The sequence below is a fragment of the Chromatium okenii genome (assembly GCF_016583745.1).
Lineage (GTDB): Bacteria > Pseudomonadota > Gammaproteobacteria > Chromatiales > Chromatiaceae > Chromatium > Chromatium okenii.
This window is the reverse complement of sequence record NZ_NRRQ01000014.1, coordinates 46,620-68,060: the sequence shown is the minus strand read 5'-3', so window position 1 is coordinate 68,060 and position 21,441 is coordinate 46,620. Positions and strand designations below refer to the sequence as shown.

Sequence of the window (21,441 nt, the reverse complement as noted above, 5' to 3'; positions counted from 1 at the left end):
ATAAAAAATCTCACGCAACAACTTGAGAAAGTAAAGGGGCAAATACGAGCGCGTGTTGAACACCCATTTCACATCATTAAAAATCTGTTTATGCACCGTAAGGTACGTTATAAAGGGCTTGCAAAAAATACCGCACAACTAAAAACTTTGTTTGCTCTGGCTAATCTATTAATAGCAAAAAGTCACTATTAAACACCTGAAAAATAGAGTCTAGCGCATAAAAGTACCTTAATTTTACCTAACAAAAGGGTTGATTATATTGAATCATTAAAACGGAAACAATTTATTTAATATCACATTTATAAAAATATGCCCTTAAAAGGGCAACGCAGAGAACATTAAATAGATCAGCGGTTCCTTTAATCGCAGTCTGGTTCTTGTTCCCAAATTAAATTCAATAATTGGGACACGGTTAATAACTGATTGATCGCACACTGTGGACAGCCGCTGCGCGTGGGCGGATTGGCGCAATCAAAACAGGATTGCAACGTGGTGGCAGCAAAAGCGACATCCGCTTTTAATTGCGTTAATGCCGTGATTTGCGTATCCAATTGCGTTTGCAATGAATTGAGCACCGCGTGAAGACGTTGGCTGCTATCCGCACCGGTTTGACATTGAGCGCGAGTGGTTGCCAATGTTTTAACCAATTGCAAAGGAATTCCCGCTTGCACCAAGTGTAAAATTGCGGACAAGCGGGCGAGATCGGCGGTGGAATAATAACGGGTACCGCCAATGGTACGGCGAGCGGTAATCAACCCTTCTTCTTCATAAAAGCGCAACGTGCGCGTAGTAGTGCCCAGAAATTCTGCCGCATCGCCAATTTTTTTTAATGGTTCATTCATGTGCGCTTACACGCCGATCAATTGTGCGTTATAACCCAAAGCAGTGACGCGAGCGAATAACGCGGCGCTGCTGGTGACATCAGGATTAAATGCCACCAATAACAGATGGTTGGTGCCCGGATTGAAACGCGGAGCAATTACGCCATCAATATCACGCATTGCTTCTTCAAGTGCTGCTTGCTGTGGTTTATTCAAAGAGTCGTTAATATGAATCAACACATCGCTGAGGTGCATCTGCTTTCTCCATCATTCACGTTACACTGGACGTGATCTTTATATGACGTAAGCGTTAGATTGTCAAACCGAGCGCCGGCGCACAACGCTGGGTCATTTGCGCTCACTTCGATTTGATTATATTGAGGAAATTGATGTATGTCGCACTGGAATCTGTTGACGTTGGTTGGCGATGACCGACCGGGGATTGTGGCGCAGGTGACGCGCACGCTGTATCAAATTGGCTGCAATCTCGGCGAGGCGTCGATGCTGCGGCTGGGGAAGAATTTCACCATTATGTTGATGGTGAGCAGTGAGGAGCCGGGCGAGTCGGTGTTGGCGGCGCTGGCTCCGATCACGGTGAAATTGGGTTTGCAGGTGCATTGTCATCCGGTGGCGGCTGGGGTGCGGCAGCATCCGGTGCCGAATTTTCAGGTGTGCGTGAGCGGCGCGGATCGGGCGGGCATTGTGGCGGAGGTGACGACGATTTTGGCGGCGCAGGGGTTTAACATTTTGGCGCTGGAATCTGACGTGGTTGGAGAAACGGCGCAGCCGCTGTATATGATGGATATTCAAGGCTTTTGTGAGGCGACGTTGGCACAATTGGAGCTGGCGCTGGCGCCGCTCATTGCGCAGGGCGTGTCGGTGTCGGTCGCTCCCGTTGACGTGATGATTGGTTGAACGATGGCGATTTTGGATATTTTGCAGCTCCCCGACCTGCGCTTAAAACAAATGTCGGTGCCCGTGACGCAGTTTGATGCTGAATTGCAGGCGTTTATTGCGGATTTGGAGGCGACGCGCCAAGCCGGGCCGGCAGCGGTGGGGATTGCGGCACCGCAGGTCGGACGCCAGCAGCGGATTGTGATTGTGGATGTGTCGCAGCGCCCTAAAACGCCAAATCATGGTTATTTAGTGCTGGTCAATCCTGAAATCGTGCATTGGGAAGGTTATGCGATTGGGCGTGAAGGCTGCCTATCGGTGCCGGATTATACGGGCAATGTGATTCGCGCCACTGCGATTCAATTACGGGCGCAGGATGCGACGGGACAAGTATTGGAATTTAATATGGAGGGCTATGAAGCACGCGCCGTCCAGCATGAAATGGATCATCTTGATGGGCTGTTATTTGTTGATCGGGTGGTGAGTCGGCGCACCGATTTATATCGCCGCAAAACGTATCAAAAGTGATTTTTTGAATTGTTGTCAGTTGTCAGTTAAAAAATAACCGTTCATATTTAACGCGCCTCACTGACAACTCAAAACCGATAACTCAAAAAATCAACTCAAAACACTAAAAGTGAACCCTCAAAAATGATTCTAAACCTGTTTCGTTTCCTGCTCATTCCACTCGCGGCGCTAACCACCGCTGCCGCCCTCGCCACTCCTCAGCCGGTGCCGTTAGCGCAACTATTCCCCGCTGCTGGTCAAACGAAATCGGCCATCGTCATCAATAAGGTGTTGGAGCGGTATCACTATCGGAAAGTCAATCTTGACGAAATCTTTGCTGCGCAAGTGTTTGAAAAATATCTGGAAGCACTTGATCCGGGGCGAGCGTTTTTTCAAGTCCACGACATCGACCGTTTCAACACCGGAGCGCGGCGACTGGCTGATGATCTGCGCCAAGGCAATCTCGCCATCGCTTTTGACGTGTTCCGCGTGTATCGGATGCGCGTCGATGAGCGCGTCGCGCTGGCGTTAAAACTGCTGCAAGAACGTTTTGATTTCAGCCGCCCGCAAACCTATGTGTTTGAACCAGAAACGAAACAATGGTGTACCTCCAGCGCCGAACTTGACGCGCTGTGGCGCAAGCGCGTGATGAATGATTTTTTGACTTTACGGCTGGCGGACAAACCCGATGCTGAAATCCGCGAGCGGCTGCAAAAACGCTACGAAGGACTGGCGCGGCGTATTCACCAATTCAACGGTGATGATGTATTTCAAACGTTTATGAACGCCTACACCCAAGCCATTGAACCGCATACCAGTTTCATGTCGCCCGACACCTCGGAAAATTTCGACATCAGCATGAAATTGTCACTCGAAGGCATCGGCGCAGTGCTGCGCGGCGACAATGAATACACCATCGTGCAAAGCACCGTCCCCGGTGGCCCGGCGCGTGAATCTGGGCAAATCCACACCGGCGATCAGGTCGTCGGCGTCGCACAAGGATTGGATGGCGCGATGGAGGACGTCGTGGGCTGGCGCTTGGAGGATGTCGTGGACAAAATTCGCGGCCCCAAAGGTTCCGTCGTGCGCTTGCAACTGCTCTCCAAAACGCCCGGCACCACCAGCCGGGCGCGTGAAGTCACCTTGGTACGCAACCAGATCAAACTCGAAGATCAGGCCGCCAAAAGTTCAGTCATCGAGCAGCGCGTCAACGATGTCACCCGCAAAATCGGCGTTTTGGAAATTCCCACTTTTTATCGTGATTTCGACGCCGAAAACGCCGGCACCCGCGATTTTCGCAGCACCACCCGCGACGTGCGCCGCTTGCTTGCCGACCTCACCGCGCAGGGCGTTGAAGGCATTTTGATTGATCTGCGCGGCAACGGCGGCGGCTCGCTGGCAGAAGCCACCTCGCTGACCGGACTGTTTATCGACACCGGCCCGGTGGTGCAGGTCAAAGACGCCTTCGGCAAAATTGAAGTCGAAGCCGACACCGATGCTGGCGTCGCCTACGCCGGCCCGCTCGCCGTGCTGGTGGATCGTGACAGCGCCAGCGCCTCCGAGATTTTCGCCGCCGCCATTCAAGATTACGGACGCGGCTTGATTATCGGCGAGCCGACTTTTGGCAAGGGCACCGTGCAAACCCTGATTGACATCAACCGCTTCGTGCCGGGTGAACACAACGATCTCGGCCGCCTGCGCTTGACGATGGCGCAATTTTTCCGCATCGACGGCGGCAGCACCCAACTCAACGGCGTCACTCCCGACATTCGCTTTCCCAGCGCCAGCTATCTCAACCAACACGGCGAACGCTCACTGGATAACGCCCTGCCGTGGACGCGCATCAAACCCGCCACTTATCGCGCCAGCATCCTCACCAATGTCGAGCAATTAGCGCGGCAATCCGCCGCTCGCATCGCCACTGACATCGGCTTCAACATGCTGACGGAGCGCAGCAAGATGCTGCGTGATCTGGACGCGCAAAAAGAAGTCTCGCTGCGAGAGACCGACCGCCGCGCTGAGGATCAGCAGCGTGAGCAGCGATTCAAAGCCGAACGCGACCGTTATTTGCACACTCGCGGCATCACGCCGGTGGATGAAGATGCGGAAGCGGTCAATGAAGAGGCGCTGGAAGCGCAACGCCAAGCTATCGCCCGCATTGAAGTGGAAGAAGCAGCGCGGGTGTTGCTTGACGAAGTGTTATTGCGACCTGCGCCCGTCGTGCCCGCACCAGTTGTTGTACCTGCGCCAGCGGTGGCAACCCAGTGAACAGGTCGCAGGAACAGCGGCTGGCGCAGCTCGGTGCTGCTGATGCCAGCGTCGCCTTGCGCGGCAATCGGATTGGTTTAGAAAAAGAGGCGTTGCGCGTGACGGCAGCGGCACAACTGGCTGCTACGCCGCATCCGGTCGCGCTCGGCGCTGCGCTCACGCATCCGCATATCACCACCGATTTTTCCGAGGCATTGCTCGAACTCATCACCGCCCCGCTGCCCGGCGCAGATGCCGTCCTCGCCGAGCTCGCTGATATTCATCGCTTTGTGTATCAACAGCTTGGCGATGAAGCCTTGTGGGGAAACAGTATGCCGTGCCCGCTGCCGGCTGCGGCGGCGATTCCGCTGGCGCGTTACGGCAGCTCGAATGCCGCCACCATGAAAACTGCGTATCGGCGCGGCTTGGGCAACCGCTACGGACGGACGATGCAGCTCATCGCCGGGGTACACGTCAACTTTTCTCTCAGCGATGCTTTTTGGGAGTTGTATCAAGCGCAAACGGTGCCAGCCGCGCCGTCTGCGGTGGCATTTCGCAGCGCCGCGCAGATGGGGATGATCCGCAATCTCCAGCGCATCGGCTGGCTGGTGCCGTATCTGTTTGGTGCCTCGCCGGCAATTGATGCCAGTTTCGTCGCCGATCAAACCACCGGCTTGCAGCCGCTCACCGCCAACACGCTGTGCTTACCTCACGCCACTTCGCTGCGGATGGGCGACATCGGTTATCAAAATAAACAGGAAGAAGGCGCGGGCATCAAAGCCAATTACGACAGCTTGGATGCGTATGTGCGCAGCTTGACGTGGGCGATTGAAACGCCGTGTCCGCGCTATGAAACCATCGGCATCAAAGTCGGCGGGCGTTATGAGCAACTCAACGCCAACGTGCTCCAAATCGAAAACGAGTACTACAGCACCGTGCGCCCGAAGCAACCGCCGCAGTGGTTGGAAAAACCGAGCGTGGCGCTGCGGCGACGCGGCATCCGTTATGTCGAACTGCGCTCGCTGGATGTCAATCCGTTTGAACCGGTTGGCGTCGGTCACGAGCAATTGCTGTTGGTTGAGACGTTGATGCTGGATTGCCTGCTGCGCGACAGTCCGCGCATCGGCACCCGCGAGCGTCAAGAGATTGATGACAATCAGGTGTTGACCGCGCAGCGCGGGCGCGAACCGGGTTTGCAACTGGCGCGAGCGCGGACGCAGATCACGCTCCGCCAGTGGGCGCACGATCATCTCACGGCGCTGGTGGGCACCGCAGAATTGCTGGACGGCGCGGCAGATGGAGCGCGTTCCCAAGTGGTACGCCAGCAATTGGCCAAAGTTGCCGATCCAGACTTGACGCCTTCCGCGCAGGTGCTGGCGCAGTTGCGGGAGCAAAATCTGTCATTTGCGGAATTCACCCGCCAACTCTCCGCTCACCAGCGCCAGCAGTTGCAACGCGAGCCGTTAGCGCCGGAGCGACTGGCGTGGTTGACGCAACTGGTTGCCGATTCGCACCAGCGCCAGCGCGAGATTGAAGCTGCCGACACGCTGAATTTTGATGATTTTTTGGCGGCATATTTCGCAGGGTCTTCCCCCTTTGAAAAAAGCACCTCTGCAACTCCCCCCTTTGAAAAAGGGGGGTCGGGGGGGATTTCCAATCAAAACGGAGACCACGCGGCATGACCGTAATCACTTGGCTGCTGGCGCTGCTGCAAGCACTGCTGATTGTGGCACTCGCACCGCTGCTCATGGGCTGGGTGCGCAAGGTGAAGGCGCGGCTGCAAAACCGGCGCGGCGCTCCATTGCTGCAACCATATTTCGACCTGCACAAGCTGCTGATGAAAGAGATTCGGGTGCCGCACACCGCCTCGCTGCTGTTTCGTGCTGCGCCCTATATCGTGTTTGTGGCGACGTGGCTGGCTGCCGCGACCGTGCCGCTGTTGGCGCTTGATCTGCCGATTGCGCAGATCGCCGATATTATTGTTTTAGTTGGATTATTGGCGCTGGCGCGATTCTTTCTGGCGCTTGCAGGCATGGACGTGGGAACGGCATTCGGCGGGATGGGCGCATCGCGGGAAATGTTGATTTCGGCGCTGGCAGAGCCGGCGATGCTGATGGCGGTGTTCACGCTGGCGATGACCGCGCACAGCACCAGTTTGGTGAGCGTGATGGCACATCATCTTGCCGACGGATTTTTGCTGCGCCCGTCGTATTTATTCGCACTGGGCGCGTTGCTGCTGGTGGCGTTGGCGGAATGTGGGCGCATTCCGGTGGATAATCCGGCGACCCATTTGGAGCTGACGATGGTGCATGAGGCGATGCTGCTGGAATACTCAGGGCGACATCTGGCGCTGATGGAATGGGCGGCGCAGGTGAAGTTGCTGCTGTACGGCGTGTTGATTACGAACGTCTTTTTTCCTTGGGGCGTGGCGCAGGAATTCAGCGTGACGGCGCTGGGCGTGGGGTTCATGGCGGTGCTGGGCAAATTGATGATTTTGGGCGCGGCGCTGGCGCTGGCAGAAACGACGTTGGCCAAGATGCGGTTATTCCGGGTGCCGGCATTTTTGAATTTAGCTCTGCTGCTGGCGCTGCTCGGCTTACTCAGTCACGTCATTTTGGAGATCGGCGCGTGACGCAATTACCGCTGTTGCAACAATTCGTTTTATTGCTGGCGGCGCTGGCGCTGTTTTTATCTTTCGTGCTGCTGGCGCAAGCGCGATTAGTGGCGGCAATTCATGCCTTTGCGTGGCAAGGCGTCCTCGTGGCGGCAGTCACTGGCGTGGTCGCACTGGCTGGCAACGCCCACCATCTCTATTTTTCAGCGGGATTAACGCTGGTGCTCAAAGGGCTGCTGATTCCTTGGATGCTGCATCGGCTGGTGCGACGGCTGGAGTTATCGCGGCACACGGAACTGCTGCGCCATCCGGCACTGGTCATCATGGCGGCAGTGCTGCTGGTGATTTTCAGCTACTGGCTGGTGGAGCCGATGGTGGCGCAGGGCTTGGCGTTTACGCGCAACATCGTGGCGGTGAGTTTGGCGGTGGTGTTGATTGGATTATTGATGATGGTCTTTCGACAGCAGGCGGTTGCGCAGGTGCTGGGCTTTATGTCAATGGAAAATGGGCTTTTTTTGGCGGCAGTGTCAGCAACGGCGGGAATGCCGCTGGTGGTGGAATTGGGCGTGGCCTTTGACGTGTTAGTGGCGATGGTGCTGTTTGGCGTGTTCTTTTTTCAGATTCGCGCCAGCATCGACTCGCTCAATGTGGATCGGCTCAACCGCTTGACGGAAGTGGAAATCCCTCCCAGCCCCCCTTTTTCAAGGAGGGGAGCGGACACGCCGACGGCGACAGGAGCAAGCAAATGACTGCGTTGTTGGTGATGGTGCTGACGCCGTTGCTGGGCGGATTGGTGCTGGCGCTATTGCGACCGCTGGCGCTGGCGGGTTGGTTCAATCTGGCAGTGTCGCTGATCACGCTGGGCAGTGCGGCGTGGCTGGCGTGGGAAGTGGCAGCGGCGGGAGTGATTGCCAGCACTTATTTTCGCGTCGATGCGTTTAACGTCTATCTCGTCGTGCTCACCGCCTTTGTCGGGGTGACGACTTCGATTTTCTCGCGCCCGTACATGCGCCATGTCTGCGCCAGCGGCAAGATCAGCGCGATGAGTATGCGGATTTATCACAGCATGTATCAGGCGTTCATGCTGACGATGTTGGTGGCGTTGACGACTGACAATCTGGGCGTGTTGTGGGTGGCGATTGAGGGCGCAACGCTGGCAACGGTGCTGCTGGTGTCGCTGTATCGCACCCCGGAAGCGGTCGAAGCAGCGTGGAAATACTTTATTTTATGCGGCGTGGGGATCGCGCTGGCGCTGTTTGGCACCGTGTTGACCTACTTTGCGGCGCAGCACGTCATCGCCGATCCAAGCGCGGGGCTGACGTGGAGCGTGTTGTATGAACGCGCCTATGAGCTGAATCCGACGGTGATGCGCATTGCGTTTGTCTTTTTGCTGGTCGGTTACGGCACCAAAGTCGGGCTGGTGCCGATGCACCAATGGCTGCCGGATGCGCATTCTGAAGGCCCAACGCCGATGTCGGCGGTGTTATCGGGCTTGCTGCTAAACGTCGCGCTGTACGCGGTGGTGCGGCTCAAAATGTTGGTGGACGGCTCGCTGGCGGGCACGACGACGCCGCATTTAGCGGGTGCGCTTTTAATGGGATTTGGACTGGTGTCATTCATGGTGGCGGGGTTATTTCTCCATCGCCAGCGCGACATCAAACGGATGTTTAGTTATTCGTCAATTGAACACATGGGTTTAATGACCTTTGCATTTGGTTTAGGCGGACCGCTGGCGACGTTCGGCGCGTTGCTGCACATGCTGGTGCATTCGCTGACGAAATCGGCAATTTTTGTCACCGTTGGTCACGCGACCCACATTGCTGGCACGCAGGCAATTGAGCGGATTCGCGGTTTAATCCGCACCCAGCCAGCAGTCGGGTGGGCGCTGCTGTTTGGCGTAGTCGCCATTGCAGGATTTCCGCCGTTTGGCGTGTTTACCAGCGAATTCTTGCTCTTAACGGCGACGATGCAGACGCAACCTTGGTTCACGCTGGCGCTGGTGAGCGGGTTGGCGATTGCGTTTGCTGGCTTGTTCCGACATTTGCATCCGATGGTGTACGGCGCAGCGCCAGAAGGTCAGCAGCCGGTGTCCGCCAACATGCTGCCGGTGGTGATTCATTTAGGGCTGGTGCTGTGGCTGGGGTTGTCGATTCCTGATTTTCTGGTGATCTGGCTGAATCGGGCGACGGAGTTAATTGCGGGAGCGCCGGTGTTGTGAATTCAGTTGTCAGTTGACAACATGAAACACGTTGCTTGTGTTGTCAACTCTTTTTATTCGCTGTTATTCAAAAAATGCGCTTATCAATGCCGATTTGTATTATTGAAAACTTAAAAACATTCACCTATTTTTAGGACGCATAACCGCATGACTGATACCAAACATTGCCAACTGTTGATTCTGGGATCGGGGCCGGCCGGATATACGGCTGCGGTCTACGCCGCTCGCGCCAATCTCAAGCCAGTGCTGGTCACGGGCTTGGAGCAGGGCGGGCAATTGATGACCACCACCGAGGTCGATAATTGGCCCGGCGATTCCGACGGCGTCAACGGCGCGGAATTGATGGAGCGGATGCGCCGCCACGCCGAACGCTTCGCCACTGAAATCATTTTTGACCACATCAACGCTGCCGATCTCGCACATCGTCCCTTCCGTTTGACCGGCGATGCAGCGGTGTACACCTGCGACGCGCTGATCATCGCCACCGGTGCCAGTGCGCAATATCTCGGCTTGCCATCTGAGCAGGAATTTCGTGGGCGCGGCGTGTCTGCCTGCGCGACCTGCGACGGATTCTTTTATCGCAATCAAAAGGTTGCGGTGATTGGCGGCGGCAATACGGCAGTCGAAGAGGCGCTGTATTTGTCCAACATCGCCTCCGAAGTGATCTTGGTGCATCGGCGCGACGCGCTGCGGGCGGAGAAAATTCTCCAGCAACAACTCTTTGATAAAGCAGCAACCGGCAACATCCGGCTGGCGTGGAATCAAACGCTGGATGAAGTGCTCGGCGATGCGACAGGCGTCACCGGCATTCGTCTCCAAAGTACGGTGGACGGTTCGACGCAAGATATTGATCTGCAAGGCGTGTTTATCGCCATCGGGCATCGGCCGAATACCGATCTGTTTACCGGGCAATTGGCGATGGTCAACGGCTATCTCAGCGTGCAAGGCGGCAGTCAGGGCAACGCGACTGCGACCTCGGTGCCCGGCGTGTTCGCTGCTGGCGACGTGATGGACGCGGTCTATCGGCAAGCCATCACTTCGGCGGGTTCTGGCTGCATGGCGGCGCTTGATGCTGAAAAGTATTTGGAAACGCGCACCTAAAACCGCCAATTTTTCACCACGTCAGCAGCGGTCGCGCCCATGTCAACTAACCATTTCCCAACCGGCTTCATGCTGATTCAAGGCAATCGGCTCGAAGAATTATGTAATCTGCTGGTGGCGTGGTTAAAGCGACACCCGTTGCAGCCGCTGGAAAATGATGTGGTGTTGGTGCAGAGCAACGGCATCGCGCAGTGGCTGAAACTCGCCATCGCCGCTGATGTTGGCAGCGACGGTTTGAGCGGCGGCTGCGGCATCGCGGCAGCATTAAAAGTCACCTTGCCGGCGCGATTCATCTGGCAAGCCTATCGGCAAGTGCTCGGTGACTTGCCCGACAGTTCTCCATTTGACAAAGCACCGCTGACTTGGCGGCTGTATCGGCTGCTGGGGGTACTGGATACCGCGCCAGCACTCACCAGCGCAGATGTCGATTGCTTCGCCCCGCTCACGCACTTCCTCAGCGGTGAAGATCATCTCCGCCGTCGCCACCAACTCGCCGCCCGCCTCGCCGATTTATACGATCAATATCAGGTCTATCGCGCCGACTGGCTGACCGCGTGGCAGCAGCACGATGACGTGCTCATCCGTCCGCAGGGCGAGCGCGAACCGATTCCGACCGCCCAACGCTGGCAACCGGCGCTGTGGCGCTGGCTGGTGGCTGACATCAACGCGCCCACCTTAGAAAAAGGGGAATTTCCATTTGCCACCGCCAGTCGCGCCGACGTTCACCGCGAATTTTTAACGCAAATCAAGGCTTTCACCTCCCGCCCCGCCGCCCTGCCGCGACGCGTGATCGTGTTTGGCATCTCGGCGCTGCCGCGCCAATGGCTCGAAGTGCTCGCCGCCATCGCCGCCCACACGCAGGTGCTGCTGTTTGTTCACAATCCCAGCCAGCATTACTGGGGCGATTTGATTGAAGGGCGCGAGCTGTTTCGCTCGCACTACCGCCGCACCGCCGCCCGCAAAATTCCGCCCGCTTTAGACCCAACGCTGCTGCATTTACACGGTCATCCGCTGCTCGCCGCGTGGGGCAAACAGGGGCGCGATTATTTGCGGATGCTGGACGAATACGACGAGCGGACGCACTACGCCGCGCATTTTGAACGCGCCGAGTTAAAAATTGATCTGTTCACCTCGCCGGGTACCGCCACGCTGCTGCACCAATTGCAAGATGACATCCTCCAGTTGCGCCCCCTGAGTGAGCGGCAGGCGCTGGCGGTGGCGATTGATCCGGCGACGGATCGCAGCATCGAATTTTTAGTCGCGCACAGCCCGCTGCGCGAGGTGGAAATTCTGCACGATCAATTACTTGACGCCTTCGCAGCCGCAGCCCAAGCCGGCACTCCGCTGGCACCCCGCGAGGTGTTGGTGATGGTGCCGGATGTGAACCTGTACGCGCCGCACGTCAGCGCCGTGTTTGGGCGCTTGGAAGCGAGCGATCCGCGCTACATCCCGTTTCATCTCTCCGATCAAGGGCAGCGCCAGCGCAATCCGGTGCTGCTGGGCTTGGCCACGCTGCTCAATTTGCCGCAAGCGCGTTTCACCGTCACCGAGCTGCTGGATTTGCTTGACATCGCCGCCGTGCGCGGACGGTTTCGCATCGCCGAGACCGATTTACCACCACTGCGGCGCTGGATTGGCGGTGCCAACATTCGCTGGGGGTTATCTGCCGAACACCGCGCCAGCCTCAATTTTCCCGTCGGTTTGGAACAGAACACTTGGCGTTTTGGGCTGCGGCGAATGGTGCTCGGTTTTGCGACCGGCACCAGCGCGGCATGGCAAGGCATTGAACCGTATGACGAAATTGGCGGCTTGGACGCAGCATTGATCGGGCCGCTGGTCGAATTGCTCACCACTTTGGAGTGGGCATGGCAGCAGTTACAAACGCCGCGCCCGCCGACGGAGTGGATGCACACGCTGACGCAGTTGATGGACGCAGTTTTTCTCGCCACCACCGAGGCGGATGTGTTGGCGGTGACGCGGGTGACGACGGCGCTGGAACAGTGGACAACCGAGTGTCAACAAGCCGAGCCGCTCACCGCTGGGGCGGAGGTCACGGTGCCATTGGAAGTGGTGCGCGAGGCGGTGTTGGCGGCAGTCGATGCGCCGACTTTGACGCAACGGTTTTTTGCTGGCGCGGTGAATGTGGCGACTTTGATGCCGATGCGGGCGATTCCGTTTCGGCACATTTGGCTGCTGGGCATGAACGACGGTGATTATCCGCGCCACTATCAACGCGCCGATTTTGATTTGATGGCGAAGGATTACCGCCCCGGCGACCGCTCCCGCCGTGAAGATGATCGGTATCTGTTTTTGGAGGCGCTGCTGTCGGCACGCGAGCATTTAGCGATCAGTTGGGTGGGGCGCAGCATCCGCGACGATTCGCCGCGACCGCCGTCGGTGTTGGTCGGACAACTGCGCGATCACCTCGCGGCGGGCTGGCGCTTGGCCACTGCGAGCGCGAGCGCCAGCGGTGAGCAATTGCTGGCGGCGCTGACCACTGAACATCCGTTGCAGCCGTTCAGCGTCCGTTATTTCCAGCCTGACCGACCGCAGCAGTTGTTCACTTATGCCAGCGAATGGCGAGCTGCTCACGCGCCGATCATCACGCCGCTGGCAACAGTTCCCCACTTTGCAAAAGGGTGGCTGGGAATTGTCAATGCCGCGCCAGCACTGACGCTCGCTGCGTTGGGACGTTTTCTGCGCTGGCCGCTCAAGACGTTTTATACCGACCGGCTGGCGCTCTATTTCACCGCCGACGACACCGCGCTGGCGGATGATGAAACGTTTACGGTCGATGGGCTGGAGAAATGGCAGTTATCCAACGCGGTGCTGGCGCAGGTGCGTACTGCGCTGGCGCAACAGCCGGATGCGGATGCGGAAATGCTGGTGACGATGGCAACGCAGCGGCTGGTGCGCACGGGTGAATTGCCGCTGCCGCCGTTTGCGCAGCAGTGGAGCGAGGCGCTGTTGACCACGCTGCAAACGCCGGTCGCCCGTTATCAAGCGTTGCTGAAGCAGTTTGCGCTGGCGCTGCCGGGTGAGGCGGTGGCGTTAGAAATCCCCCCCAGCCCCCCTTTTGCAAAGGGTGGAGATCAAGCGGGAATGGCGGGGATTTTTTTAGAAGACACGCTCGCTGCGGTGCGGACTGATGACGCTGGCAATCGCGTCCGTTTGCAGTTGCAAGCCAGCCGTCTCCACGTCGGCACGGATTTGAAATGGACGCTGCTGGCGCCTGTCTGGCCGGAACATCTGGCAGCGCAACTGACCGCCCCGACGACGACGCATGTGCTTGGGCCAGATACCGATTTCCAAATTGCGCCGCTGCCTGCCGCCACCGCGCAGACGCATTTGCTGGCGCTGCTCGCCGGTTATCGCGCCGCGTTGACTGCGCCGCTGCCGTTGGCGTGTAAAACCGGCTTTGCATGGCTCGCCGCTCAAGCTGGAACCCCGGTCAATCCAGAAACCGCCTACGAAGGCGAAGAATTCAAACGTGATTCCAATCCGGGCGAGATGTTTGAGCATCCCGGTTATCGCCGCTTCTGGCCGACTTACGCAGAGCTGGAGGCTGATGAGCGATTTCAGCCGCTGTTGGCGCAGCTCTATCAACCGCTGTTTGATCACGCTCGACCCGGTTCTCAGCCAGTGACGCGGGAGAGCGATGATGATTAACCCGTTGGAACCGTTGACATTTCCGTTGCAACACTCGCGCTTGATCGAAGCCAGCGCCGGCACCGGTAAAACTTTCACGCTGGCGCTGCTGTATGTGCGGCTGGTGCTCGGACACGGCGGTGCTGCGACAGGATTTGTGCGTCCGCTGACGCCGCCGGAGATTTTGGTGGTGACGTTCACTGACGCGGCGACCAAGGAACTGCGCGAGCGGATTCGCGGCTTGTTGGTGGCGGCTGCCAACTGTTTTGATGAAGAACCCGCGCCAACTCACGCGGCAACAACGCTCTTGCTGCAACTCCGCGCCAGCTATGCGTCCGCCGAGTGGTTGACCTGCGCGGCGCGGCTGCGACTGGCCGCGCAGTGGATGGATGAGGCGGTAATTCTGACCATTCATAGCTGGTGCTATCGCATGTTGCAGGAACATGCGTTTGCCACTCGCGGCTTGTTTCAGCGCGAGTTAGTCACCGATCAGAGCGAGGTGTTGGCGGAGGTGGTGCGCGATTATTGGCGGATTCATTTTTATCCGCTGTCGCCCACGCAGGCAGCGTTAGTGGTCAAAGCAGTTGGTTCACCGGCGGAGCTGCAAAAAAAACTGCGGCTCTGGCTGCATCGGCGCGAGGCGGTGCTGACGTATTGCGGCCAACCGCTGCGCTGTGCGTCATTGACTGCGCCGTTGGCGGCAGCGCAGCGGCAGGCGGAGTTAGAACGCACGGCGCGGGATATTTGGCACGAGCAGCGGCTGACGGTGGAGGCGGTGTTGCGCGAGCTGCGCGAGCATCTCAATGGCAAGACGCACAACAGCGCCCAAGTCGATAAATTTGAGGATTTATTAGCCGCAATTGCGCTTTGGGCTGCGGGTGGCGCGGAACCAACAGCGTTAAAACATTTTGCTGCTGGCGCATTTCAATTCAAAAAAACCGCCAAAGTACAAACGGAAGTGGTGCATCCCGCGTTTCAAGCACTTGCCGCTTGGCGGACGGCGCTCTCGACCGTGCCGTTGGCGGCAACCGTTACCGCTCATGCCGCGCAGTGGGTTGGGGCGGAGTTGGAACGGCGGTTGGTGGCGCGAGCAGAAATGGGATTTGATGATTTGCTGCGCCAGCTTGATGCGGCGCTGAACAGTTGTCAGTTGTCTGGCGGAGTCGCGCCAACCAACGCTGCCGTTTCACTGCCAACTGAAAATACGCAGCTCGCCGCCACCATTCGCGCTCAGTTTCCGGTGGCGCTGATTGATGAATTTCAAGACACCGATCCGATTCAATACCGCATTTTTGATCGCATTTATCAGGTCGCCCAACCGCATCCCGACACCGCCCTGATTTTGATCGGCGATCCCAAACAAGCGATTTACAGCTTTCGCGGTGCCGACATCCAAACTTATCTCTGCGCTCGCGCCGCCACCGCCGGACGTCATCACACCCTCGCCGTCAATTACCGCTCCACCAGCGCCGTCGTTGCTGCCTGCGCCGCGCTGTTTGCTCCCGCAGAAACGTGCCAACGCGGCGCGTTTCGCTGCAAAACCAACGCCGGCAATCCGATTCCGCTGCATCCGGTGCAGGCGCATGGTCAGCCGCAGCAGTTGCAACTCAACGGACAACCCGCGCCAGCACTCACGCTGTGGTGGCTGGATGGTGATGACGATGCGCCCGTGCAGGTCGGCGCTTATCGGGAGCAAATGGCGGCAGCAGCAGCGCGGCAAATCGTCGCGTGGCTGGCGCAGGCGCAGCAGGGTTTGGCGGGATTCCAGCACGACAGCGCGTGGACGCCGTTGCGTCCCAAAGACATCGCCATCTTGGTGCGCACCGGCACCGAAGCCATCGCCATGCAGCGAGCGTTGGCCGCGCAGCAGATACACAGCGTTTATTTGTCAGATCGGGAATCGGTGTTTGCTACCGAAGAAGCCAGCGATCTGCGCCATTGGTTGCGAGCCGTCGCCGCCCCGACCGATGACAGCTTGGTGCGGGCAGCGTTGGGCACCAACACGCTGCAACTACCGCTGACATGGCTGGCGCAGTTGCAGCAGGACGAATTGGCGTGGGAAGCGCAGATCGAACGCTTTCGCAGTTATCAACTGCGCTGGCAGCAGCACGGCGTGCTCGCCATGCTGCGGCAGTTGTTGCAAGACTTTGAATTACCGACCCGTTTACTCGCTGAAGCGGGCGGCGAGCGCGTGTTGACTAACTTGCTGCATCTCGCCGAATGGCTGCAACAGGCGGCGCTGGCGCTGGATGGTGAGCAGGCGTTGATTCGGCATTTAGCCGAACAATTGACCGCCACTGCGGCAGATACGGTGCCCGATGCGTTCATTCAACGCCTTGAAAGTGATGCAGAATTGGTGCAAATCATCACGATTCATAAAGCCAAAGGTTTGGAATATCCGCTGGTGCTGCTGCCGTTTATTTGCTCGTGGCGTGAAGTTGATGGCAACACCCGTCAAGTGTTCTATCACGACGGCGCGAGCACGCGGCTGGAGCTGGCTGATAAAAAGCTGTTTGAACCGGCGTGGGAAGCGGCCGATGACGCCCGTTTAAGTGAGGACGTGCGCCTGCTTTACGTTGCCGTCACCCGGGCGCGTCATGCGCTGTGGCTGGGCATCGCGCCGTTAAAAGGTCGCAACGGCAAAACGCCGCAGTTGGAAAAATCAGCATTTGGCTATCTCCTCAACGGCGGAGAAACGTTTGCTGATGTGGCGGCAGTGCGAACGGCGTTAGCGGCGCTGCCGGCGCGATGTGCGGACATTGTGCTAACACCGCTGCCGGAGTTGGCGGACGCTGCCGTCACGACCGCAGCCGCTCTGACGCTGGAATCAGCGCGAATGGCACAAAAAGCGCGATTGCCGTCGTGGTGGATTGCGAGCTATTCCTCACTCAAACGGCACGGCGGTGGGCAGCGGCATTCGTTGCCAGCGCAGGAGACGGCGCGAGAGGAAACGATGCTGGAAGAGGCGACCGCTGCAACGGCGGTTGATGAGCACATTGTTGAACAGTTCAGCCTGCACGGGCTGCCGCGTGGGAGTCGGCAAGGCACCTTTTTACACGCGCTGCTGGAGTGGGCGGGGCAATGTCAGGTGGTGACGGCTACTGGTGAACATTTGACGGGATTTGCGGCGGCGGCAACGGCAGATAGTGAGCGGCTGGCGCTGGTGACGACGCGCTGCCGGTTACACGGTTTGACGGATTGGGTGCCGGTGTTGGATGCGTGGCTGGCGCGGTTTTTAACGCAACGTTGGAACATCACGGGCTTTGCGTTGCGGGATTTAACGCTGGCGCAGTGTCAAATTGAAATGGAGTTTTGGTTAGAAATTCATCACGTCACAACGACGCAATTAGATCAATTGGTGCAGCAGCATTGTTTAGCGGGTTATGCGCGTCCAGCATTAGAATATAATGTGCTCAACGGCATGTTAAAAGGGTTTATTGATTTGATTTGCGAATACGACGGGCGCTACTATATCGTTGATTGGAAATCAAATTATCTCGGCGCGACGGCGGCTGCGTACACGGAGAAGGCGATGCGCGATGAGATATTACATTCGCGTTATGATTTACAATATGTATTATATGTGCTGGCGCTGCATCGATTATTAACAGCGCGATTGCCGAATTACAATTATGACCGCGATCTTGGTGGCGCAATTTATGTATTTTTGCGCGGAATTGAAGCGCCGAGTCAGGGCTTATTTTTTGATAAACCACCGCGCCAATTGATTGAAACATTAGATCGGTTGTTTTTTAGTGGCGGTCGGTAAGATGATTTTGGTGCGACAGGGCGCTTGCTGCGTCCGCACGGGGTCGCTGGTTCAAAGCAGACGCTGCTTGCTCTAATGCGGTCTCCGCCTTAGGATGCGCCGTCAATTGCAGGATGCACGATGATGCGCATCTTGACTCGTTTTGTTGAAGGATGCTGTTGATCACATGTGTGGCGATGGCGCTGACCTTCCACTTTCACTCCAGCGCGTCCAACGCAAGCGATTGGAAGTCAATGTTGAGTAAAACAGATACAGTTAGCCAGCCGTTAAACTTTAGGGGAAAGGCAATTTATGAATAAATCGGAGCTCATCGAAAAAATGGCAGATGCTGCGGACATCTCTAAGGCAGCGGCGGGGCGTGCCTTGGATGTGATGATTGATGAGATCACCACCTGCTTGAAAGCTGGTGACACGGTGTCGTTGATTGGGTTTGGAACCTTTTCCGTCAAGGAACGGGCAGCGCGGATGGGACGTAACCCCCAGACTGGAGAATCCATCAGTATCAAGGCTTCCAAGACACCTGCATTTAAGGCTGGTAAAGCCCTAAAAGATGCAGTACAATAGTCTCCTGTTTTGATTTCGAGGGTGTTTAGCTCAGCTGGGAGAGCATCGCCCTTACAAGGCGAGGGTCGTAGGTTCGATCCCTACAACACCCACCATTTAGATCGTTAGGGAAAGTTTTGGAGCGGTAGTTCAGTTGGTTAGAATACCGGCCTGTCACGCCGGGGGTCGCGGGTTCGAGCCCCGTCCGCTCCGCCAAATCAAGTAAAAAACGGGGTACCCAGTTGGGTATCCCGTTTTTTTTTCTGAATTCCACTCACTCACCGCTCCTCACCACTATGCTTCAGACCATCCGTGAACGCGCTCAAGGTTGGATTGCTTGGGTTATTGTCATCCTCATCAGCGTGCCCTTCGCTTTGTGGGGCATTCAGTCCTATCTCGGCGAGAGTGGCGAACCCGTCGCCGCTACTGTCAACGGCGTTGAAATCGCCACCCGCGACCTTGATCGCCGCGTGCAAAACGTCCAATTTGAACTCCGCGACCGCCTTGGTTCCGACAGCACTCTCAACGATCAACACCTCCGCGCCGAAGTCCTTGATGCGCTGATTCAAGAAGTGTTGTTGCTCAATGTCACGCAAGACCTCGGGCTGCGTGTGTCCGATCAAGACCTGCAAATGCAAGTGCTCGCTGAGACCGCTTTTCATAAAGACGGACGTTTCGACCACGACACTTACGAACGCATTTTGCAGCTCCAAGGTCTGACGCCCGCGCTGTTTGAAGCGCAGTTGCGCCAGCAGCTCACCAGCTCCCAATTGATTCGCGCCATCGCCGGCAGCGAATTCATCACTCGTGCCGAACTCGCGCACTATCAACGCCTCGCCCAGCAACAACGCGAACTGGTTTATGCCCGTTTTCGCGCTGCGGATTTCCCCGCCACCACCCCACCGACGGATGCCGCAATCGCCGCGTTTTATGACGTCAACAGCGCCCGGTTTCAGATTCCAGAACAGGTCAAACTCGACTATTTATTGCTTGATGCCAGCACTTTGGCAGCAAATAGCGTCAGCACTGACGAGGAACTGCGTCAGCGTTATGCCGCTGCGTCAGCGCAGTTCACCGAACCAGAACGCCGTCACATCAGCCACTTGTTGCTCACGCTGCCCAAAGATGCCGACGACGCTACCGCCGCGCAGGTGTTGAGTAAAATCAATGACATCCGCGCTCGCATTCAAGCCGGTGAAGCCTTCGCAGCCTTGGCACAACAATTGTCGGCTGATCCCGGCAGCGCGTCCGCTGGTGGCGCACTTGGCAGCGTCGAGAAAGGCATGATGGTGCCTGCGTTTGAACAAGCTGCGTTTGCGCTGCCGCTCAATACCGTGAGCGAGCCGGTGCGCACTGAATTTGGTTATCACCTGATCGTCGTCACGGAAATCACGCCCGCCGTGACCAAACCATTTGAAGCCGTGCGCGAGCAATTGCAGGCGGAAGTCACCAAGCAGCGGGCGGAAGCGCAGTTTTATGACCTCGGCGAGCGCCTCGCCAATCTCGCGTATGAAACGCCAGACAGTCTCGAACCGGCGGCAGCAACGCTGGGTTTGACGGTGCAGCACAGCGATTGGATCAGTCGCAGCGATGGCAGCGGCATCTTGAATCAGCCGAAGGTGCTGGCTGCCGCGTTTAGTGAGGAAGTGCTGACCGAAGGGCGCAACAGCGAGCTGATTGAGCCGGAGCGCGATGCGCTGCAAGCCATCGTGGTGCGCGTGGTTGAACATCGTCCGGCGGCGCTCAAACCGTTGGCGGAAGTGCGTGAGGCGATCATTGCTGACCTCAACGCCGAGGCTGCTGGAGTTGCAACTGCGGCGGCGGCAACGGCGGCGCTGACCAAGTTACGCGAAGGCGCGGACTGGGCGACGGTGCTCGGCACGGTCAAATTGGAAGAGCCGGGGTTGGTGGCACGGCAGGCGGACAATGTCCCGGCGGCAGTGCTGGATACGGCGTTTACGTTGCCCGCGCCGCTTGCCAATAAAGTGAGTGCTGACACGGCGCAATTGGAAGCCGGTGATGTGGCGCTGGTGCGGGTGCTGCGGGTGGAAGATGGCGCGATTGCCGCTGACGTTGATCTGAAAACCGCACCGGAAGCGGCGCAATTGCTGCCGGGGCTGGCGCGACAAACGTATGCGCAGATGGTGCGGGATATGGAACGACGCGCTGACATCGACCGGACGCCGCTGCGCGTTGTTGACGAGCTGTAACGTCGCGCTGACCAAACCGCAAGCGCGTTGCGGTTTGGTAACTTTTCTGCTCAACCCAAACCTAAAATGTGGTAGCCAGTATCGACGTAGAGCACGTCGCCGGTGATTCCAGACGCCAAGTCAGAACACAGAAATGCTGCTGCATTGCCCACTTCTTGAATCGTCACGTTCCGCCGTAGCGGGGTGCGGTCTTCCACTTTTTTCAACATGTCACGAAAATCTGCAATTCCGGCTGCCGCTAAGGTGCGGATCGGGCCGGCGGAAACGGCGTTGACCCGCGTCCCGTGCGGTCCCAGCGAGGCAGCGAGATAGCGCACATTGGCTTCCAAACTCGCCTTGGCGACACCCATCACGTTGTAATTCGGCACTGCCCGCACTGCGCCCAAATACGTCATCGTCACCAATGCGCCGTTGCGTCCCGCCATTAACGCTCGCCCGGCTTTCGCCAACGCCGCAAAGCTGTAAGCACTGATGTCGTGCGCGGCAGCAAACCCTTCTCGCGTCACCGCGTCCACATAATCGCCTTCCAACTGCTCACGCGGTGCAAAGGCGATGGAGTGAACGATTGCATCTAAGCCGTCCCAACGCTCGCCCAGCGTTGTGAATAAAGTTTCAATATCCTGATCGCTGCCGACATCAAGCGGCAACACCACGTCCGAGCCGCATTTGTTCGCCATTTCCTCCACGCGAGATTTCAATTTGTCATTCTGGTAAGTCAGCGCGATCTGTGCGCCAGCGTGGTGCATCGCCTCCGCGCAACCCCACGCAATCGAACGATTGCTGGCAACGCCGGTGACCAGAATTTTCTTGCCGTCTAAAAAACCCATGATGATCGTCTCTTTCGTGTGGTTAAGAATAGAATTCGCTGC

The 21,441-nt window shown here is 57.6% G+C and carries 16 protein-coding genes and 2 tRNA genes; 15 read left to right on the top strand and 3 right to left on the bottom strand.

Features of this window, described 5'->3' with window-relative positions:
- A partial coding sequence (locus tag CKO12_RS07500; protein WP_200154117.1) for a transposase occupies positions 1–192 on the top strand: 192 nt, incomplete at its 5' end.
- Positions 193–359: 167 nt separating this feature from the next.
- On the opposite strand, the gene CKO12_RS07495 is transcribed toward CKO12_RS07500, so the two are convergent.
- Positions 360–842 carry a MerR family transcriptional regulator gene (locus tag CKO12_RS07495; RefSeq protein WP_200154116.1) on the bottom strand — a complete coding sequence of 161 codons (483 nt, stop codon included), beginning with the start codon at positions 840–842 and terminating at the stop codon, positions 360–362.
- 6 nt (positions 843–848) lie between these two features.
- Entirely contained in the window at positions 849–1,076 is a 228-nt protein-coding gene (locus CKO12_RS07490) for a hypothetical protein (RefSeq protein WP_200154115.1), read from the bottom strand.
- A gap of 138 nt (positions 1,077–1,214) precedes the next feature.
- Here CKO12_RS07490 and CKO12_RS07485 point away from each other — a divergent pair, with 138 nt between their 5' ends.
- The 14 genes from CKO12_RS07485 to CKO12_RS07420 all read left to right on the top strand — a co-directional run bounded on the left by CKO12_RS07485 (position 1,215) and on the right by CKO12_RS07420 (position 20,572).
- Complete coding sequence (locus CKO12_RS07485; protein ID WP_200154114.1) at positions 1,215–1,736, top strand: glycine cleavage system transcriptional repressor; 522 nt, start codon at positions 1,215–1,217, stop codon at positions 1,734–1,736.
- Between the two features lie 3 nt (positions 1,737–1,739).
- Complete coding sequence (gene def / locus CKO12_RS07480) at positions 1,740–2,243, top strand: peptide deformylase (protein WP_200154113.1); 504 nt, start codon at positions 1,740–1,742, stop codon at positions 2,241–2,243.
- Positions 2,244–2,366: 123 nt separating this feature from the next.
- A complete protein-coding gene (locus tag CKO12_RS07475) occupies positions 2,367–4,490 on the top strand; it encodes a carboxy terminal-processing peptidase (protein WP_200154112.1) in 2,124 nt (707 codons plus the stop codon).
- A complete protein-coding gene (gene gshA, locus CKO12_RS07470) occupies positions 4,487–6,151 on the top strand; it encodes a glutamate--cysteine ligase (protein ID WP_200154111.1) in 1,665 nt (554 codons plus the stop codon). Before CKO12_RS07475 ends, gshA begins: the two co-directional genes overlap by 4 nt.
- Entirely contained in the window at positions 6,148–7,101 is a 954-nt protein-coding gene (locus CKO12_RS07465) for a respiratory chain complex I subunit 1 family protein (protein ID WP_200154110.1), read from the top strand. Before gshA ends, CKO12_RS07465 begins: the two co-directional genes overlap by 4 nt.
- Positions 7,098–7,832 (top strand): formate hydrogenlyase, encoded by a 735-nt coding sequence (locus CKO12_RS07460; RefSeq protein ID WP_338032713.1) that lies wholly within the window; start codon positions 7,098–7,100, stop codon positions 7,830–7,832. Before CKO12_RS07465 ends, CKO12_RS07460 begins: the two co-directional genes overlap by 4 nt.
- Complete coding sequence (locus CKO12_RS07455; RefSeq protein WP_200154109.1) at positions 7,829–9,301, top strand: hydrogenase 4 subunit F; 1,473 nt, start codon at positions 7,829–7,831, stop codon at positions 9,299–9,301. Before CKO12_RS07460 ends, CKO12_RS07455 begins: the two co-directional genes overlap by 4 nt.
- Before the next feature lie 147 nt (positions 9,302–9,448).
- Entirely contained in the window at positions 9,449–10,402 is a 954-nt protein-coding gene (gene trxB / locus CKO12_RS07450; protein ID WP_200154108.1) for a thioredoxin-disulfide reductase, read from the top strand.
- 39 nt (positions 10,403–10,441) lie between these two features.
- Positions 10,442–14,071 carry an exodeoxyribonuclease V subunit gamma gene (gene recC, locus CKO12_RS07445; protein WP_200154107.1) on the top strand — a complete coding sequence of 1,210 codons (3,630 nt, stop codon included), beginning with the start codon at positions 10,442–10,444 and terminating at the stop codon, positions 14,069–14,071.
- Positions 14,061–17,819, top strand: a complete 3,759-nt coding sequence (gene recB / locus CKO12_RS07440) for an exodeoxyribonuclease V subunit beta (RefSeq protein ID WP_242466248.1) — start codon at positions 14,061–14,063, stop codon at positions 17,817–17,819. The genes recC and recB overlap by 11 nt, the downstream gene beginning before the upstream one ends.
- Positions 17,820–18,110: 291 nt before the next feature.
- A complete protein-coding gene (locus CKO12_RS07435) occupies positions 18,111–18,383 on the top strand; it encodes an HU family DNA-binding protein (protein ID WP_200154105.1) in 273 nt (90 codons plus the stop codon).
- 19 nt (positions 18,384–18,402) lie between these two features.
- Positions 18,403–18,478: transfer RNA gene (locus CKO12_RS07430), tRNA-Val, on the top strand.
- Positions 18,479–18,501: 23 nt separating this feature from the next.
- Positions 18,502–18,578: transfer RNA gene (locus CKO12_RS07425), tRNA-Asp, on the top strand.
- Between the two features lie 80 nt (positions 18,579–18,658).
- On the top strand, positions 18,659–20,572 hold the full coding sequence (locus tag CKO12_RS07420; RefSeq protein ID WP_200154104.1) for a SurA N-terminal domain-containing protein: 1,914 nt from the start codon (positions 18,659–18,661) through the stop codon (positions 20,570–20,572).
- 50 nt (positions 20,573–20,622) lie between these two features.
- On the opposite strand, the gene CKO12_RS07415 is transcribed toward CKO12_RS07420, so the two are convergent.
- A complete protein-coding gene (locus tag CKO12_RS07415; protein ID WP_200154103.1) occupies positions 20,623–21,399 on the bottom strand; it encodes an enoyl-ACP reductase FabI in 777 nt (258 codons plus the stop codon).
- Positions 21,400–21,441 lie beyond the last annotated feature (42 nt).

Coding starts and splice junctions, on each gene's coding strand:
- CKO12_RS07495 (WP_200154116.1), bottom strand. CDS start 842: ATGAATGAACCATTAAAAAAAATTGGCGATGCGGCAGAATTTCTGGGC.
- CKO12_RS07415 (WP_200154103.1), bottom strand. CDS start 21,399: ATGGGTTTTTTAGACGGCAAGAAAATTCTGGTCACCGGCGTTGCCAGC.
- trxB (WP_200154108.1), top strand. CDS start 9,449: ATGACTGATACCAAACATTGCCAACTGTTGATTCTGGGATCGGGGCCG.
- CKO12_RS07455 (WP_200154109.1), top strand. CDS start 7,829: ATGACTGCGTTGTTGGTGATGGTGCTGACGCCGTTGCTGGGCGGATTG.
- CKO12_RS07420 (WP_200154104.1), top strand. CDS start 18,659: ATGCTTCAGACCATCCGTGAACGCGCTCAAGGTTGGATTGCTTGGGTT.
- recB (WP_242466248.1), top strand. CDS start 14,061: ATGATGATTAACCCGTTGGAACCGTTGACATTTCCGTTGCAACACTCG.
- def (WP_200154113.1), top strand. CDS start 1,740: ATGGCGATTTTGGATATTTTGCAGCTCCCCGACCTGCGCTTAAAACAA.
- CKO12_RS07465 (WP_200154110.1), top strand. CDS start 6,148: ATGACCGTAATCACTTGGCTGCTGGCGCTGCTGCAAGCACTGCTGATT.
- CKO12_RS07475 (WP_200154112.1), top strand. CDS start 2,367: ATGATTCTAAACCTGTTTCGTTTCCTGCTCATTCCACTCGCGGCGCTA.
- CKO12_RS07435 (WP_200154105.1), top strand. CDS start 18,111: ATGAATAAATCGGAGCTCATCGAAAAAATGGCAGATGCTGCGGACATC.
- CKO12_RS07485 (WP_200154114.1), top strand. CDS start 1,215: ATGTCGCACTGGAATCTGTTGACGTTGGTTGGCGATGACCGACCGGGG.
- recC (WP_200154107.1), top strand. CDS start 10,442: ATGTCAACTAACCATTTCCCAACCGGCTTCATGCTGATTCAAGGCAAT.
- CKO12_RS07490 (WP_200154115.1), bottom strand. CDS start 1,076: ATGCACCTCAGCGATGTGTTGATTCATATTAACGACTCTTTGAATAAA.